This is a genomic window from Flavobacterium sp. MEB061 (genome assembly GCF_000834715.1).
Classification (GTDB): domain Bacteria; phylum Bacteroidota; class Bacteroidia; order Flavobacteriales; family Flavobacteriaceae; genus Flavobacterium; species Flavobacterium pectinovorum.
Genome location: NZ_JXQR01000009.1, coordinates 135,251 through 151,952, shown reverse-complemented (window position 1 = coordinate 151,952; position 16,702 = coordinate 135,251). Strand labels below are relative to the sequence as shown.

The window sequence follows — 16,702 nt, the reverse complement described above, 5'->3', positions numbered from 1 at the left end:
TTTTTTACATTTTTAAAATGGTTTTATACTCAGTTTGATTATTTAAAACGCTCACCGCTTTCTTAATTTCTGAATTGTTTTTAATGTAAAATTGATATAAACCTTCCTGATATTGGTATCTTTTAATAAGCTCTTCCTGAATCAGGTTTTTAATCTCTTTCTGGTTTTTATCCAATAAGGTAGTTTCACTTTTCTCTAAGGCGTTTAATAACTGCTGATATTCCGGTGCGATCGTTTCGTCTATTTTTTCGTTTTTGGCTGCAGCCAAAGTATTTTTCAAAGCTACTTCTGTTTCAGTATCAAAAGTAATCTTGTTTGTTTTCAGATATTGCTTAAAGCTGGCATAATCCGCATCAGTAAGAACAGGGATTTTGTCGCCCAAATTTGGATTTTTATAGTAATAGCTTGTTGCATAATCAAAGATTCCGTCATTCTTCAATAAAGCGGTCGTAATAGGGCTCATTTTTGCCTCATCCAATTCGATATCAGGCAAAACACCGCCGCCATCATAAACCGTTCTTCCTTTTCGGGTTTTAAAAGCATTGAAGTTTTTCGCATCCGTTTTTAAGGCAACGCCATTTTTATCCTTGTGCGCATAATCCAAAGCCTGGATACATCTGCCCGATGGTGTATAATAACGTGAGATAGTTACTTTAAGCTGTGTTCCGTAGGTTAAATCTACAGATCGCTGCACCAAACCTTTTCCAAAACTACGGCTTCCTAAAACTACGGCACGATCTAAATCCTGCAAAGCACCCGAAACAATTTCTGATGCCGATGCACTTCTGCCGTTTACCAAAATTGCCAAAGGAATTTCGGTATCTATTGGTTGATTTTGAGTTTTATACGTATTGTTATGTTTTTCAATTCTTGATTTCGTTGTTACGATTACTTCATTCTTCGGAACAAATAAATTACAGATATCAATAGCCTCGTTTAGTAAACCACCCGGATTTCCTCTTAAATCTAATACTATTTGTTTTGCTCCGTCAGCTTTTAGCTTTTCAAGAGCGTCTTTTACTTCGACAGCAGCTTTTCTGCTAAAATGTGCCAAAACGATATAACCTGTTTTATCATCTATTTTTCCGTAAAACGGAACAGACTTAATATCAACTTCATCCAAAACCAACTCTGTTGTAAATGTTTTTCCCTGACGAAGGTATTTTATCGTAATCTTTGTGTTTTTGGTTCCTTTCAATAATTGCGAAGCATCATCCTTAAAATCAGCAATTAAAACATCACCAATCTGAATAATTTCATCACCGGCTTTTAATCCTGCTTTGTCTGCCGGATAATTTTTATAAGGTTCGCGAACAATCAAACGATCTTTCTTTCTGGCGATCATAGCACCAATTCCGGTATATTCTCCCGTATTGTTGATTTTGAAATTCACCACATCCTGTTCATTAAAATAAACCGTGTACGGATCTAAACTTCCCAACATGCTTTTAATGGCTTTGTCCATTAAATCACCCGGATTAGTCTCGTCTACATAATTGGTATTTACGGCTTTAAATAAAGTGGTGAAAATTTCTATTTGTTTGGCTATTTCAAAAAAATCGTCTTTGAAACTGGTTCCAATAAATAAAAATCCTGCGGCAACGGCTGGTATAACGAACTTCTTTTTAAGATAAGGATACATGATTTATGCTTTTTTTCTTTTAAATCGTTTTCTGATAAAATAAACCAGAACAACGAATAGGATAATAAATGGCCAAATACTAATTATTGAAATCAAAAATTCTGACAAACTGTAAAATCCACTTTTAATAGCACTCCAGATTTTTGACCCATATGAAACTTTTATGCTTTCTTTTTGGGCTATTGTTTTGTAAAAATCAATTGAGATTGTGCTTTCTGAAACACGGCTTTCCAAATATTTTAACTGTCCTTCTTTGGCTTCAATTTCTTCACGAATGGTCGAAATTTTTTGCTCAATTTCTAAGATCTCACTTATTTTATTGGCTTTTTTTAAAATTTCTAAGTAACGTGCTTCAAGTTTTCGTTTGGTGTTTAGTCTTGAATTTAAGTCAATGTATTGTGCTGTGACATTTTCAGAAGAGATGTTTTTTTCATCAAAATAAGAAACTCCTTTTGATATAGCTTTTAAAAATGCATCGAAATTTTGACCTGGAACACGGACTATAATATTTCTGCTTATGTTGTTGTAATTCTTTTGCTGAGAATCACTTTGAATATTTCCTTTATTTTTCTTAATCGCATTTTGAATCTGATTATAAGTCTCCTCTAAATCGCTGGTTTCAAATTTAAGATAACCTTGTTTAATTATTTTTTGAGGAATAACAAGTTCGCCTACGGGTTTTGGTTCTAGTGGACCAGAAACTGTAATGGCAGAAATGTGATCAGAAGCAACTTCATTCTTAGTTTCGGGACTACAGCTGGCGAGAGTAACAAAAAATAATAAGCAGAAAATATATCTCATAAATTTTCAATTAAGAGCTAAAACTACAATTTTTTTATAATTTTTAGTCGAAATTGATAAATAAAGTTGCTATTTGAGATCTAGATTTCAGTTTTAGTTTCAGAATCAGGAGTTTTGTTGATCTGTAAGAGAAATTTCTCAAACAACTGAATTGTTTTGGTATTGATTTCTTCGTAAGATAAACGGTCTTTTGTCTGATAGAAAAACATGAAAGAATAAGGCTCTTCCAGATTATCCCAAAGCAAATGTTTGTTCAGTCGGTAGGTTTCTCTCAAAACACGTTTGAAGTAATTGCGATCCACGGCTTTTTTAAAATATTTTTTAGAAACCGAAACTCCAATTTTAATTTTTTCTTCAGAACCAGCTTCCGCTTGACGGTAAACCAAACGCAACGGATATTTAGAAACCGATTTTCCTTCAGAAAACAGTAATCCAATAGTTGTTTTGCTTTTTAAACGTTCGTTTTTTGGGTAAGTAAAGTTCATTTAATTCAGAAAAAATGTGCAATTTTTTGTGCAAAGGTACAATAGTCAGTACTAAACAAAATGATTTAATACATTTTCTTTAAACCAATTTGGAAAATCAACCTCATCGACATAAAGTTTTAGCGACTTAGCATTGTAGATTTCTGCAATTAATGTGAGTTTTTCTCCTGAATTATCGAATAAGTAGGTTTTATCAGAGATTTCAATTGCAGGAAATAAATTGGTGAGAGTTCTGGAATATCTGTTTTTAATTGTTTCTTTATCAACGTCGTGACCTCCTTTTTTAACTCTGTTTTCAACTCGTGAAATATTTACTTCCGGATCGTCAATGCATACAAAGTAAAGATATGTAGTATATCCCAAAGTTTTTGCGTCTTTAATATCGTTGAGTTTTGAAGAATGACTCATTACTGTTTCAAAACAAAAACTTTGATTGTTTTCAATAAGTTTATCTCTTAAGAAAGAAGAAATTAAAGATCCTTCGTAACTGTTTGAGTTTTTAGAATGTGAAACAATAAAGTTCTCTTTTATCTCTAAATTTATTTTAAAACCTTTTTCTTCAGATTTCTGAATAAGACTAATTGAACTAGCTTTTGAGTAAAAGTGATTTAATTCTTCGTTTGTAGCTCTTATATTAAAAGACTCTAAGTCTATTAATCCTTTTGTTGCCAGGATTTTTTCAAGATAGTCTGCGTTAATAAAATGACCGGCATTGTAGTTTCTTGAAAACTCTTCAAAAAGAGTGCTTTTTCCCGATCCGTTAGGACCGGCAAATACGCGAAGTCTTTTTTTTATTTTCTGCATAGAACCATTCCTTTTTTTAATCCTTTTTCAATTAAAGGTTTGTCTTGAATTTCTCTAATAACTTTGATTTCTCCATTGGGAAGTTTTTCAATAATTTTTCTTCCAGAGATATATTTTATTGATAACCCTAATGCTTTTGATTCCCTAATGGCAAAACTTGACCCCTTTGAAGCAGATTTAATTAAAATTTCTGTTTCATTAAAATCTTTTTGTTCTTTATGATGTTTTAGAATATATCGCGCAATTTTACTTTTCATAACAAGAAGGATAAGTAATTATCTGTCAAATTTACATTATTTTCTTTTTATGCTAATGTTTTACAGCATTTGATTTTCTTAGAGTTGTTTATTGTTTTCAATTTTTATACCGCTAAAAATTTATTTATTACTTTTGGGCATTAATTTTTAAAGCATGCAAAAAATAATTTCGTATCCCATATCCGTAATTTACTATTTGTTATTCAGTTCGGTTTTATTGGTCTTTCATCCAATACAATGGTTCTGCTTAAATGTTTTTGGGTATCAGGCGCACAAAAAAAGCGTTGATTACTTAAATTTCTGGCTTTTAAGATGCACCAATTTGGTAGGAACAACTTATAAAATTGAAAACAGAGAAACAATTCCAACCGGAGTACCTTTGATTTTTGTTTCAAATCATCAAAGTATGTATGATATTATTACAATGATTTGGTATTTTAGACGTTTTCATTGTAAATTTGTAAGTAAGAAGGAGTTAGGTAAAGGAATTCCGAGCGTATCATATAATTTGCGCCACGGAGGATCTGTGCTAATCGACCGTAAAGACCCTAAACAAGCGATTCCTGTAATCAAAGGCTTGTCTGAATATATTGAAAAATACAAAAGATCTGCAGTAATATTTCCCGAAGGTACCCGAAGTAAAACCGGAAAACCTAAAGAATTTGCCCAAAATGGGTTAAAAATATTATGTAAATACGCACCATCAGCATATATTGTTCCGGTGAGTATTAATAATTCATGGAAAATGGTAAAATATGGTCTTTTCCCGGTAGGTTTAGGAAATCATCTTACCTTTACGGTACATAAAGCATTGGCTGTAAAAGATTATGATTTTGCAGAGTTAATGGCTTTGACCGAAAAAGCAGTAGTAGAAGGAGTAAATGAGTATAAATAGATTTTCGTTTTTAGTAAAAACTAAAACTTAAATCCCAATCTTAAATTAGTAATGTCTATAAAAAACATTAGATTAGAAGTTATGCAGTTTTTGGAAAAAAACGTGGATAGCTTCGTTGAACAGTATTTAATTCCAGTAGAAAAAATTTGGCAGCCGTCAGATTTTCTGCCTAATTCTGAAGGAGATAATTTCTTTGAGGAGGTTAGAGAATTACGTGAAATTGCCAAAGAATTGCCATATGATTTCTGGGTTACGCTTGTGGGTGATACCATTACAGAAGAAGCTTTGCCAACATACGAATCGTGGTTGATGGATGTAGAGGGAATAAATCAAGTGGAAAACGGTGGAAACGGTTGGTCTAAATGGATTAGACAATGGACCGGAGAAGAAAACCGCCATGGTGATTTATTAAATAAATACTTGTATTTGTCCGGTCGTGTAAATATGCGTGAAATCGAAATGACAACGCAGCATTTAATCAACGACGGTTTTGATATTGGAACTGGATCTGACCCTTACAAAAACTTTGTATACACTAGTTTCCAGGAATTAGCAACTTACGTTTCACACAATAGAGTAGCTCAAATGGCTAAAAAGTTTGGTGATAATAAATTGTCTAAAATGTGTAAAATGATTGCTGGCGACGAAATGCGTCATCATCATGCATATAGCGAATTTGTAACCCGTATTTTTGCAGTAGATCCTAGCGAAATGATGTTGGCGTTTCAATACATGATGAAACAAAAAATCGTTATGCCGGCTCACTTTTTAAGAGAATCAGGTCAAAAGATAAGTTCTGCTTTCGAACAATTCTCTGATTCTGCACAACGTATTGGGGTTTATACCGCAAGCGATTATGTAGATATCATGCAGAAATTAATGGATAAGTGGGAAATTGATAAAATGACCGGTTTAACAGATGAAGCAGAAAAAGCACGTGATTACTTAATGAAATTACCGGCTCGTATGGCAAGAATCTCAGAAAGATTAGTAATTCCACAGGAATCACACATATTTAAATGGGTAGAACCTGCAAGATTATAATTTTAGATTTTAGATTGTTGATTTCAGATTAAAATTGATATTGTAATTGATTTTTGATATTGACATTAAAAATATTGTTGATTGTTGAAGTGTGAAAGCTTTGACAATCAACATTTTTTATTTAAAAAATATAATTAGAATAAATCAGCGATAATCCGCTTAAATCAGCGTCATCCGCATGCCATCCACAATACAAAAACAACTATGAATAACCCAGATCTAATAAACAAAACAATTGCATTCGTAAAAGAAAAACTAAATGATGCCGAAGGAGGTCACGACTGGTTTCATATCGAACGCGTTTATAAAAATGCACTTTTAATTGCAAAAGGTACAGATTGTGATTTAGTGGTAGTTCAATTAGGAGCTTTACTTCATGACATTGCAGATAGTAAATTTCACAATGGAGATGAAACCATCGGACCCAGAACGGCACGTTTGTTTCTTGAATCTGAAAATGTATCTGAAGAGATTATCCAGCATGTGGTAAACATCATTGAAAATATCTCGTATAAAGGCGGAAATTTCGAAAAGAAATTTTCTTCGATAGAATTAGATATTGTTCAGGATGCAGATCGTTTAGATGCAATTGGGGCAATTGGTGTTGCAAGAGCTTTCAATTACGGAGGATTTAAGAACAGAACTTTATATGACCCTGAAATTGCGCCAGTAACCAATATGACCAAAGAGGAGTACAAAAAGAATAATGCTCCAACTATAAATCATTTCTACGAAAAGCTTTTGTTATTATCTGGTAAAATGAATACCGAAACCGGAAAACAAATTGCCGCCGAAAGACATCGTTTTATGGAATCTTTCCTGGCACAATTTTATGCGGAGTGGGAAGGAGTGAAGTAATTTTTAGTATTCAATCCCAGTATTGAGTTTTAGTTGTTATTTATGTTTCAGAATAAAATACGAAACCGCAACTGCACAAATAAACCCTATTGAAAACCACAATAAGCGTGTAACTCTATTGTCTCTAATAATCTCACTTTTATCAAAATCTGTCATTTCTTTAAAATTTGAATTAATGAATCAAAATTAAAATATAAAGAATTGATAAAAAGGGAATTAAAGGTTTAATAGTGTCAATAAAAGACAAGTGTGTTTTCGTGATTTTTTTCACAAAGACACACTAAGAAAACACAAAGCTTCACAAAGAAATTTAAATCTTTGTGAAGCTTTGTGTTTTTTGCGGATCTCTGCGAAATTGCTTTTTTAAAATCTTAGTGTATACGTGAGACCCAATCTACTTGAATTATTGTTGTCATTATAAAAAGGAGATAAATTAAAAATCCTTTTTGTACAAAAGAATATATATATTTATTAAAAAAATTTAGGGAGTTTATCTTTGCCTCCATTTTTTCTAATATATACTTATTTAAGTAAAACCAGAATATTAGAATAATACTAAAAGTGCATATTTTTCGGAAATCTGATGGATTTATCTGAGATTTAAAAAATAATAATTGATGTGTTAAATAGATAACTATAAAAATTGTTGCAATAATTAAGTTATTAAATCGATTGACAAGAATTTTATTAGAAAGAATTAAAAATAAAGACAGATTTAAGAATATGAAAAACATAGAATAAATAAAGTTTGGCATATTTTAAATTTTTTGGTAACAATTTTCTACCTGTTGAAACAATTTAGCTGTAATTTTAAAGCTTAGAAACTTAGTGCTTAGCAGCTTAGAACCTTTTTCTAAGAGCAGCCACAGTTTCCGTCACCACAATCTTTTTTCTTTTTAGATTTCCAAAAGAACTTTTTGACTAAGAAAGCAATGGCAATAAATAATATTACAAAAGCGATAATTTCCTGTATCATGGCTGTTTATTTTAAAAGTTGATACGCCAAAAGCGCCACAAAATAAGCCAGACCACTCATTAAAACAAGCTGCATTGCAGGCCATTTCCATGAATTGGTTTCCTTTTTTGTAACAGCAAGCGTACTGGCACATTGCATAGCAAAAGCGTAAAAGAGCAATAATGAAATTCCGGAAGCAAAATTGAATATCTTTTCTCCTGTTTGAGGATTGACTTCTTTTTGCATTTTGCTTTTTATAGTGGTTTCATTATCACTGTCTCCAACACTATAAATCGTAGCCAATGTTCCCACAAATACTTCACGTGCCGCAAACGAACTGATAATTGCAATTCCGATTTTCCAATCGTAACCCAAAGGAGAAATTGCCGGTTCGATCGCTTTACCCATAATTCCGATATAAGAATTCTCTAATTTTTGAGAAGCAACTTCGTTTTCGAATTCAACTTCATTCAAAGGCTTATTTACAAACCTTTCTTTTACGATAGTTTCAGCCTCGTTAAAATCTTTTCCGGGACCGTATGAAGCCAAAAACCATAAAATAACAGATATCGCAAGAATGATTTTACCCGCACCAACAATAAAGGCTTTGGTTTTTTCGACAACATTAATTCCAACGTTCTTGAAAAGAGGCATTTTATAGCTCGGCATTTCGACAACGAAATATGTTTTATTATCCAGTTTTAAAATTTTATTTAAAATATAGGCCGATAGAATTGCTGTTCCAAATCCAAGTAAGTACAATAACATCAACGATAATCCCTGCATATTCAAAATTCCCAAAACACGTTCATTCGGAATTACAAGTGAAATTATAATTGCGTAAACAGGTAATCTCGCAGAGCAAGTAGTGAATGGCGTTACTAAGATCGTAATAAGGCGTTCTTTCCAGTTTTCAATATTTCGGGTAGCCATAATTGCCGGAATCGCACATGCAGTTCCTGAAATTAACGGAACAACACTTTTTCCCGATAGTCCAAATTTACGCATGATCTTATCCATCAGGAAAACCACGCGGCTCATGTATCCGCTTTCTTCCAAAATTGAAATAAACAGAAACAAAAACGCAATTTGCGGAATGAAAATAATAACACCGCCAATTCCCGGAATAATTCCCTGCGAAAGTAAATCGGTTAAAATTCCGCTTGGTAATTCTGCGGCAACCCAACTGCTCAATGAAGCAAAAGTGCTGTCGATAAAATCCATGGGAATTGTTGACCAGCTAAAAATAGATTGGAATATGATAAATAAAATAGCAAGGAAAATAAAATAACCCCAAAATTTATGGGTTAGTACACGATCCAGTTTTGCTCTAAAGTCTTTTGCCATCGAAGCATCGACTTTTAAACCTTCTTTTAAAACATCATTGATGAACTGATATCTTTTGATGGTTTCTTTTTGCTGTAAACGTTTTAACTCAGAATTAGATTTGGTAAAAGTGCTTCGAATTTCATTTCTGTCTAAATTCGAAAAGTTGACATCCTGCGTAATAACCAGCCATAATTTGTAAATAAGCTGATTCGGAAAAGCATGCTGTAATTTTTGAAAATACTCAGGATCAATAACCGATGCATTTAAACAAGCTTCGTGCGGAATGGTTTTATAGGAAACAATTAATTCTTTTAAATTGTCAATTCCCAAACCTTTGCGCGAACTTACAAGAGCAATTTTGGTTTTTAGTTTTTCTTCCAGATACGGAATATCTAAAGTAATTCCTTTTCTTTCCATACGATCAGACATATTAATGACTAAAATCGTTGGAATTTCAAGGTCTTTAATTTGAGTGTAAATCAGTAAATTTCGTTTCAGATTTTCAACATCTGTCACCACAACCGCTACATCCGGATATAATTTATCGTTTTTGTTTAGCAAAAGTTCAATTACAACACTTTCATCCATTGAACTGGCATTCAAACTATACGTTCCGGGCAAATCCAGAATATTAGCTTTTATGTTGTGAGGTAATTTACAGAAACCAATTTTTTTCTCAACCGTAATTCCGGGATAATTTCCAACTTGTTGATTTAAACCGGTAAGCTGATTGAAAACAGAAGTTTTTCCCGTGTTGGGATTTCCGATAAGGGCAACATTAATATTTTGAATGCTCATTATAAATTGGTTTTGATAAGTTCAACTTCAATTTCACGAGCAGTTTCAACACGAATCGCAACATGCGAACCATTAATGTCAAGATATAAAGGATCTCCAAAAGGAGCAATTTGAAGTAATTCGACTAAGTTGCCCGGCAAACAACCCATTTCTAATAATTTTAGAGGAATAAGATCGATATCAAAATCTTTGATAATGGCTTTCTCGCCTTTTTTCAGAGTATGTATTGTATTTTGCAAGCTTATTTAGATTGAATTTAGATTACAAAAGTAGACAATAATTCTTTATTGCAAGGCATTTAACACTTTTGAATATGCTAAATCTTTCTAAAAATAAGGGATTTTACTCTTTAGACAAGAAATCAATGTCTTCCAAAAGACGTTTCATTTCTTCTTTGTTTGTTCCGTCATAAAATCCGCGAACACGACGTTTTTGATCTACCAGAACAAAATTCTCAGTATGCACCATATCATAAAGTTGATCTGGTCTGCCCAATTTTACAGCTAGATACGATTTTCGTGCCATCGTATAAATATCTTTTTTATCGCCGGTAACCAAATTCCACTTACTGTCTACAACATGATGCTTTATAGCATATTCTTTTAAAACCGGAATACTGTCAACTTCCGGGAAAACGGTATGGGACAATAACATTACCTTCGGATTATTCAAAACCGCTTTTTGAACTTCTTCAAGATTGGTTGTCATTTTTGGACAAATAGATCCGCAGGTTGTAAAGAAGAAATCAGCAACATAAATTTTTCCCTCGTAATTTTTCTGAGTAATCGTGTCGCCGTTTTGATTCACAAAAGAAAAATCAGCAATTGTATGATATTTGCTTTTGTACTGAACAGTGCTATCAACCAATTCTGGGTTTACATCGGCCGGATTGTAAATTGGTAAAGTTTTTTGTGGCTTTAAAGCCGAATAAAATAGGGATATAGTGACAACCGAAAAAAGAATTAGAACAATAAAGAATTTGCGGTATTTATAAAGAAACGATTTCATAAAAATAATTTGCCGCAAAAATACAAAAAGCACTTTTTAAAAGCTGTAATTATAACTCTTTTTAACAACTGTGTAGTTGGCCACGAATTCACAAATACTATTTTAGATTATAAATTTAATTCGTGAATTCGTGGCGATTCATTTTACTTTAGTTTTTCTGATAGATTTATTTACAAGATACAGTCCAATCAAAGTAACAACAACGCCTACAGCAATGGCAGAAGTTAGGCTTTCGCCGAAAATAATAGCGCCCAAAACCATCGCCACAATTGGATTGATGTAAACATAAATACTGCTAATTTCTGTTGGAAGATGCTGCAGCGAATAGATAAAAGCAATAAAAGTTAGAACCGAACCAATAACAACTAAGTAGCCAATAGAAAACCAGGATTCTGATGGAATTTCACTCAAAGGAATATTAGTTCCCGAAGCTTCTGTAATAACTAAAAGTATAATACTCGAAATAAACATTTGCAACCCCAAACTAAAATACGGATTAAAACTTGCGGCTTTTTTCTTAGTATGTAAAATCCCGAAAGCCCATGTTATTGTCGAAACGATAGTTAAGATAATCCCGAATTGAAAATCTGCCTTAAAGAAGTCTCCAAGATGGTCGATGAAAATAATACAAATTCCGCCAAAGCATATTAAAATTCCCGTTATGGCCAATTTTGCAATTCTTTCTCCATGAAAAAAGTTAATCATAATAATCCAGATTGGAAATATCGCGCTTATGATGGCGCCTAATCCGCTGCTTATATATTTTACACCCCAGGTACTTAAGCCATTGCTTAAAGCAAAATTCAAAATTGCCAAAACCAGAATGGTGCGCCATTGTTTGCCTTTTGGCCATGGTTCTTTTTTCAGGATAAAATAAACGATGTATAAAATCCCACCTAAAAACTGACGAATAGTAGCAAGCTGCAAACCCGGCATATGTTTTACTCCTTCTTTTGAGGCAAGCCAAGTTGTTCCCCAAAAGAAACTTACCCAGCATACCGCCAGAATGGGAAGTCCGATTGCTTCAATTTTTCCCGAAAATGCATTTTGAATTTTTGCTTTCATTTTGATTAATTCTTCAGGCAAATATTCCAAAAACAATTTCAATTACACCTCAAATTGAAAAGATTTATTCATGAATTTATTTGCTTAAACAGATGAATTATTTGCATTAAAAAACTTACGACAGATTATCGCGTAATTTTAACATAAAGTTTGAAATAATAGCAATATGTTTGTAGATAGACTTAAAACATAAGCAAAAATGAATAAACAACTTAGCAAACCATTATTTTGTGCTTTTTCAGCAATGTTATCATTAACAGCAGTTAAGGCTCAAAAGGCAAATACCACAGAACCCGGAATTAATGTTTCATACATGAATACTAAAATTAGTCCGGGAGAAGATTTTTTTCGTTACGTAAACGGAACCTGGTTAGATAAAACCGAAATACCGAGTGATCGAACTTCCTGGGGGAGTTTTAATGAATTGCGTCAACGAACAGATGATAATTCATTGGCTATTTTAAAAGAAGCTTCCAAAGATCCTAAATACAAATCGAATACAGATCAGGGAAAAGCGGTTGCGTTATATAATACAATTCTTGATACAGTTGGCAGAAATAAAAGAGGAGTTACGCTGCTTCAGCCTTATTTAAAAAAAATTGACGCTATTAAAAACGTTGCAGATCTGCAAAATTTCTTAATTGAAATGGAACCTCAGGGAGGAATTGGTTTCTTTAGTATTTACATTGGAGCAAATGCAAAAAACAGTAATGTTTACGCTGTAAATATTAGTCCGGGACGTTTGGGATTATCAGATAAGGATTATTACAATTCTGATGATAAAGACTCTAAAGAAAAACGTGAAAAATATGAACTTCATATTGCCCGAATGATGCAGTTTATTGGAGAATCTCCTGCAAAGGCCAAAGAAAGTGCAAAACAAATTTTGGCTCTTGAAACTGAAATGTCTGCTCCAAGACTAGATCGTGTGGAGCGCAGAGACCGCAGAAAACAATACAACCCAACTGCTATTGCTGATTTAAAGAAAACGACACCTTCGATTCAATGGGATAAATATTTTGCCGGAATTGGAATGGCAAAACTCGATACAGTAAATGTGCAGCAGCCACGTTATATGGCGGCCTTGGAAAAAACTTTCACAGAAAAAAAAGTAGCAGACTGGAAAGAATATTTAAAATGGTGTGCATTAAATAAATCTACATCAACTTTAACGACAGAAATTGAAAATGCAAATTTTGATTTCTACGGAAAAACATTGACAGGAGCATTAAAGCAACGTCCGAGAGAAGAACTGGCGTTACAAGTAATCAATCAGACTACCGGTGAAGCTTTAGGAAAACTGTATGTTGAGAAATTATTTCCTGCTGAAGCAAAAGAGAAAGCACAAAAAATGATTCAGAATGTGATTTTGGCTTATCAAAATCGTATCAACGCCTTGCCATGGATGTCTAAAGAAACCAAAGAAAAAGCGATTCAAAAATTAAATAAAATCACGATTAAGATTGGTTATCCTGATAAATGGAAAGACTATTCGGCATTAGAAATAAAAAATGTTAGTGAAGGAGGAACCTATTTTGATAATATAAAAAATGCATCAAAATGGAGTTATCAGGAAAGTGTTGCTAAATTAGGAAAACCGGTTGATAAAACGGAGTGGGGAATGTCGCCACAAACTGTAAATGCGTATTACAATCCATCATACAACGAGATTGTGTTTCCTGCAGCTATTTTACAACCTCCATTCTATAATTACCAGGCTGATGAAGCAGTAAATTATGGTGGAATTGGTGCTGTTATCGGACATGAAATCTCACATGGGTTTGATGATTCTGGTGCGCGTTACAACGCAGATGGAAATCTTGTTGACTGGTGGACGGCTGATGATTTAAAACAATTTACAGAATTAGGAACGGCTCTTGCTAATCAATACAGTGCCTTGGAACCGTTACCGGGAATTCATGTTGATGGTAAATTTACGTTAGGCGAAAACATTGGTGATTTGGGAGGAGTGAATGCTGCTTATGATGGTTTGCAATTGTACCTGAAAGAAAATGGAAACCCGGGTTTAATTGACGGTTTTACTCCGGAACAGCGCTTCTTTATTTCATGGGCTACGGTTTGGAGAACAAAATCAAGAGACGAAGCTATTAAGAATCAGGTAAAAACAGATCCGCATTCGCCGGGAATGTACAGAGCAATTGTTCCTATTCAGAATGTGGATGTTTTTTATCAGGCATTCGGAATCAAAAAAGGAGATAAAATGTATATTGAACCAGAAAAACGAGTTAAAATCTGGTAAGATGATATTATAAAAAAGGGCGCTTTAATTAGCGCCCTTCTTGTATTTATAAATTTGATTTACTTAAGATTACTGTAAATATAAGTTTCAATAGCTTTTAGTTCTTCTTCAGACATTGCTTTTGTAACCGGAAAATTGGTTTTCATTACATCAAATTGACTTGGATCTACAATTGGTTCTGCGTTTCCTTTTAGGAACGTAATAATATCTGCATTTTTATCCTTGTACATTTTGGCAATTTCCTGAATACTAGGGCCAATTATTTTTTGATCAACCTGATGGCAGGCAGTACAATTTCCTTTTCCTTCAAAAATTTCTTTTCCTAAAGCTTCAGGTGTTTTGGCTTTCGCCGATTCTCCTTCAGAATAAGATTCTGTTGAATTTTGATCGGCATTTTCGGTTACTTCTTTTTTGCAGGATGCTAAAGCTAATACAGCAGATAAGAATAATACTTCTTTCTTCATTATTATTTATTTAAAATTACTGCAGCTTCTTTTGCAAAATAAGTTGATATAATACTTGCTCCCGCACGCTTAATGCAATAAAGTTGCTCTATCATAATTTTGTCATGATCAAGCCATCCTCTTTCTGCTGCGGCCTTTACCATAGCGTACTCACCAGATACCTGGTAAACTGCAACCGGTACATGAACGGCATTTTTTACCTCTCGAACAATATCCAAATAAGCGATTCCGGGTTTTACCATTACAATATCAGCACCTTCTTCAACGTCTAATAAAGCTTCACGAATTCCTTCAATTCGATTGGCATAATCCATTTGGTATGTTTTTTTATCCTTAGGAATATTTTGAGAATCTACCGGAGCAGAATCCAAAGCATCACGAAAAGGACCATAAAATGCCGAAGCATATTTTGCACTGTAACTCATGATTCCCACATTGTGATGTCCGTTTTCTTCCAATGCTTTTCTAATCGCCAAAACGCGTCCATCCATCATGTCGCTTGGTGCTACAAAATCGGCTCCGGCTTCAGCGTGGCTTAAACTCATTCGGGTTAATGCATCAACAGTGGCATCGTTTACTAATTGACCGTTTTCTATAATTCCGTCATGACCATAAATTGAATAAGGATCAAGAGCCACATCTGGCATAACAATCATCTCTGGAACAGCATCTTTTATAGCACGAATGGTTTGTTGCATTAAACCATCCTTATTCCACGCTTCAACACCTTTATTATCTTTAAGATTTTCGCTTACTTTTACGTAAATATTAACCGCTTTAATGCCTAAATCCCAAGCTTCCTTTACTTCTTTAATCGTATTATCCAGAGAATGACGATAAATGCCAGGCATTGAGGGAATAGCAACTTTTACATCTTTTCCTTCAGCAACAAACATCGGAAGCATAAAATCCTGCGGACTTAAACTAGTTTCGCGAACTAATGAACGAATTGATTCATTTGTTCTTAAACGGCGGTTTCTTTGTAATGGGAACATAATATTTTAAATTTTAGATTTTAGACTGTAGATTTTAGATTGAGATACTACTTCTAAATCTACAAGCCTATTTTATATTGTAACTTTTTATGTAATAGAAGCAGCGTAAATTTCTTTAATTGTTTTACCAAGCATATTATTAAAATCATGATCAGACTGACCAGCAGAAAGCCCTTCAGACAATGCGCGGGAAAAACTTGCAATCAATCCGTGGTTTTGCGCTAATTTTTGGTTGGCTTCTTCCTGAGCATATCCGCCAGACAAAGCTACAACACGCACAACATGTGGGTCAGACATCAATTCACTATAAAAGTCATCTACAGTTGGAATAGACAATTTCAACATTACTTTTACATCTTTATCTAATAAATCAAGTTGTTTTTTGATTTCTTCTTTTAGAATTTCTTCTGATTTTTCTTTATCAGCACTATAAATATCAACTTCAGGTTCAATGATTGGTACAAGTCCTTTTTCGAAGATTTGTTTACCAACCGCAAATTGCTGTTCGACTACTTCACGAATTCCAACGGCATTTGCTTCTTTTATAAGAGAACGCATCTTAGTGCCAAAAACATTTCTTTCTACAGCACGAGTTAATAATTCATCTAAATTTGAAATAGGTTTCATCAATTGAACACCATTTGCAAGATCAGCAACTCCTTTATCGACTTTTAAGAACGGAACTATGTTTTTCTTTTCCCATAAATAATCGGCGGTCCATTGTCCGTCAATTTTACGGTCCATTGTGTTTTCAAATAAAATAGCACCTAGGATATATTCGCTATCAAAAGCAGGACTTTTAATAATGCGGGTTCTCATTTCATGCACAAGTGTGTACATTTCTTCATCATTTGTATAAGCGCTTTCTTGAACGCCATATTGCGATAATGCTTTTGGCGTGCTTCCGCCACTTTGATCTAATGCAGCAATAAATCCTTTACCGGAATGCATACGTTCTAACTGTGTCTGGTTTATTTTTGCCATAATATTTTAAATTTTAGATTAATTTGATGTTAGTTTCCCTTGCCTCAAAATTTGTTTG

Annotated in this window: 17 protein-coding genes; 4 read left to right on the top strand and 13 right to left on the bottom strand. The window is 33.6% G+C overall.

Annotated elements, in window-relative coordinates; genetic code table 11:
- Positions 1-4 precede the first annotated feature (4 nt).
- The 5 genes from RT99_RS04920 to RT99_RS04900 all read right to left on the bottom strand — a co-directional run bounded on the left by RT99_RS04920 (position 5) and on the right by RT99_RS04900 (position 3,989).
- A complete protein-coding gene (locus tag RT99_RS04920) occupies positions 5-1,642 on the bottom strand; it encodes a S41 family peptidase (protein ID WP_042563619.1) in 1,638 nt (545 codons plus the stop codon).
- Between the two features lie 3 nt (positions 1,643-1,645).
- Positions 1,646-2,443, bottom strand: coding sequence for a DUF4349 domain-containing protein (locus RT99_RS04915; RefSeq protein WP_042563618.1), 798 nt, complete (start codon positions 2,441-2,443; stop codon positions 1,646-1,648).
- A gap of 80 nt (positions 2,444-2,523) precedes the next feature.
- Entirely contained in the window at positions 2,524-2,928 is a 405-nt protein-coding gene (rnpA, locus tag RT99_RS04910; RefSeq protein WP_042563617.1) for a ribonuclease P protein component, read from the bottom strand.
- A gap of 51 nt (positions 2,929-2,979) precedes the next feature.
- Positions 2,980-3,732, bottom strand: coding sequence for a zeta toxin family protein (locus RT99_RS04905; protein ID WP_042563616.1), 753 nt, complete (start codon positions 3,730-3,732; stop codon positions 2,980-2,982).
- Positions 3,720-3,989, bottom strand: coding sequence for a hypothetical protein (locus RT99_RS04900; protein ID WP_042563615.1), 270 nt, complete (start codon positions 3,987-3,989; stop codon positions 3,720-3,722). Before RT99_RS04900 ends, RT99_RS04905 begins: the two co-directional genes overlap by 13 nt.
- Positions 3,990-4,143: 154 nt before the next feature.
- On the opposite strand from RT99_RS04900, the gene RT99_RS04895 reads away from it, so the two are divergent.
- The 3 genes from RT99_RS04895 (at position 4,144) to RT99_RS04885 (ending at position 6,786) form a co-directional block, all read left to right on the top strand.
- Positions 4,144-4,884, top strand: coding sequence for a 1-acyl-sn-glycerol-3-phosphate acyltransferase (locus RT99_RS04895; RefSeq protein WP_042563614.1), 741 nt, complete (start codon positions 4,144-4,146; stop codon positions 4,882-4,884).
- A 51-nt stretch (positions 4,885-4,935) separates the two neighbouring features.
- The gene (locus tag RT99_RS04890; protein ID WP_042563613.1) at positions 4,936-5,928 is read left to right on the top strand and encodes an acyl-ACP desaturase; all 993 of its coding nucleotides are present in this window, start codon (positions 4,936-4,938) and stop codon (positions 5,926-5,928) included.
- Between the two features lie 204 nt (positions 5,929-6,132).
- Entirely contained in the window at positions 6,133-6,786 is a 654-nt protein-coding gene (locus RT99_RS04885) for an HD domain-containing protein (RefSeq protein WP_042563612.1), read from the top strand.
- Between the two features lie 853 nt (positions 6,787-7,639).
- Here the strand turns inward: RT99_RS04885 and RT99_RS24935 are convergent.
- The 5 genes from RT99_RS24935 to RT99_RS04865 all read right to left on the bottom strand — a co-directional run bounded on the left by RT99_RS24935 (position 7,640) and on the right by RT99_RS04865 (position 11,941).
- On the bottom strand, positions 7,640-7,762 hold the full coding sequence (locus RT99_RS24935) for a FeoB-associated Cys-rich membrane protein (protein ID WP_082036915.1): 123 nt from the start codon (positions 7,760-7,762) through the stop codon (positions 7,640-7,642).
- Positions 7,763-7,768: 6 nt separating this feature from the next.
- Positions 7,769-9,868 carry a ferrous iron transport protein B gene (gene feoB, locus RT99_RS04880; RefSeq protein WP_042563611.1) on the bottom strand — a complete coding sequence of 700 codons (2,100 nt, stop codon included), beginning with the start codon at positions 9,866-9,868 and terminating at the stop codon, positions 7,769-7,771.
- Positions 9,868-10,107 (bottom strand): FeoA family protein, encoded by a 240-nt coding sequence (locus RT99_RS04875; protein ID WP_017495803.1) that lies wholly within the window; start codon positions 10,105-10,107, stop codon positions 9,868-9,870. The genes feoB and RT99_RS04875 overlap by 1 nt, the downstream gene beginning before the upstream one ends.
- 103 nt (positions 10,108-10,210) lie before the next feature.
- Positions 10,211-10,876 carry an SCO family protein gene (locus RT99_RS04870; RefSeq protein ID WP_042563610.1) on the bottom strand — a complete coding sequence of 222 codons (666 nt, stop codon included), beginning with the start codon at positions 10,874-10,876 and terminating at the stop codon, positions 10,211-10,213.
- A gap of 138 nt (positions 10,877-11,014) precedes the next feature.
- The gene (locus tag RT99_RS04865; protein ID WP_042563638.1) at positions 11,015-11,941 is read right to left on the bottom strand and encodes a DMT family transporter; all 927 of its coding nucleotides are present in this window, start codon (positions 11,939-11,941) and stop codon (positions 11,015-11,017) included.
- A 199-nt stretch (positions 11,942-12,140) separates the two neighbouring features.
- Between RT99_RS04865 and RT99_RS04860 the strand changes: the two genes are divergently transcribed.
- Positions 12,141-14,201 (top strand): M13 family metallopeptidase, encoded by a 2,061-nt coding sequence (locus RT99_RS04860; protein ID WP_042563609.1) that lies wholly within the window; start codon positions 12,141-12,143, stop codon positions 14,199-14,201.
- A gap of 59 nt (positions 14,202-14,260) precedes the next feature.
- Here RT99_RS04860 and RT99_RS04855 read toward each other — a convergent pair whose 3' ends face one another.
- From RT99_RS04855 to RT99_RS04845, 3 genes are all read right to left on the bottom strand, one after another.
- The gene (locus RT99_RS04855) at positions 14,261-14,665 is read right to left on the bottom strand and encodes a c-type cytochrome (protein WP_042563608.1); all 405 of its coding nucleotides are present in this window, start codon (positions 14,663-14,665) and stop codon (positions 14,261-14,263) included.
- A 2-nt stretch (positions 14,666-14,667) separates the two neighbouring features.
- Positions 14,668-15,660 carry a porphobilinogen synthase gene (gene hemB, locus RT99_RS04850; protein ID WP_042563607.1) on the bottom strand — a complete coding sequence of 331 codons (993 nt, stop codon included), beginning with the start codon at positions 15,658-15,660 and terminating at the stop codon, positions 14,668-14,670.
- Between the two features lie 87 nt (positions 15,661-15,747).
- Positions 15,748-16,635 (bottom strand): fructose bisphosphate aldolase, encoded by an 888-nt coding sequence (locus RT99_RS04845; protein ID WP_042563637.1) that lies wholly within the window; start codon positions 16,633-16,635, stop codon positions 15,748-15,750.
- Between the last annotated feature and the right edge of the window lie 67 nt (positions 16,636-16,702).

Coding starts and splice junctions, on each gene's coding strand:
- RT99_RS04865 (WP_042563638.1), bottom strand. CDS start 11,941: ATGAAAGCAAAAATTCAAAATGCATTTTCGGGAAAAATTGAAGCAATC.
- rnpA (WP_042563617.1), bottom strand. CDS start 2,928: ATGAACTTTACTTACCCAAAAAACGAACGTTTAAAAAGCAAAACAACT.
- RT99_RS04860 (WP_042563609.1), top strand. CDS start 12,141: ATGAATAAACAACTTAGCAAACCATTATTTTGTGCTTTTTCAGCAATG.
- RT99_RS04905 (WP_042563616.1), bottom strand. CDS start 3,732: ATGCAGAAAATAAAAAAAAGACTTCGCGTATTTGCCGGTCCTAACGGA.
- RT99_RS04915 (WP_042563618.1), bottom strand. CDS start 2,443: ATGAGATATATTTTCTGCTTATTATTTTTTGTTACTCTCGCCAGCTGT.
- feoB (WP_042563611.1), bottom strand. CDS start 9,868: ATGAGCATTCAAAATATTAATGTTGCCCTTATCGGAAATCCCAACACG.
- RT99_RS04900 (WP_042563615.1), bottom strand. CDS start 3,989: ATGAAAAGTAAAATTGCGCGATATATTCTAAAACATCATAAAGAACAA.
- RT99_RS04855 (WP_042563608.1), bottom strand. CDS start 14,665: ATGAAGAAAGAAGTATTATTCTTATCTGCTGTATTAGCTTTAGCATCC.
- RT99_RS24935 (WP_082036915.1), bottom strand. CDS start 7,762: ATGATACAGGAAATTATCGCTTTTGTAATATTATTTATTGCCATTGCT.
- RT99_RS04890 (WP_042563613.1), top strand. CDS start 4,936: ATGTCTATAAAAAACATTAGATTAGAAGTTATGCAGTTTTTGGAAAAA.
- RT99_RS04885 (WP_042563612.1), top strand. CDS start 6,133: ATGAATAACCCAGATCTAATAAACAAAACAATTGCATTCGTAAAAGAA.
- RT99_RS04870 (WP_042563610.1), bottom strand. CDS start 10,876: ATGAAATCGTTTCTTTATAAATACCGCAAATTCTTTATTGTTCTAATT.
- RT99_RS04895 (WP_042563614.1), top strand. CDS start 4,144: ATGCAAAAAATAATTTCGTATCCCATATCCGTAATTTACTATTTGTTA.
- hemB (WP_042563607.1), bottom strand. CDS start 15,660: ATGTTCCCATTACAAAGAAACCGCCGTTTAAGAACAAATGAATCAATT.
- RT99_RS04920 (WP_042563619.1), bottom strand. CDS start 1,642: ATGTATCCTTATCTTAAAAAGAAGTTCGTTATACCAGCCGTTGCCGCA.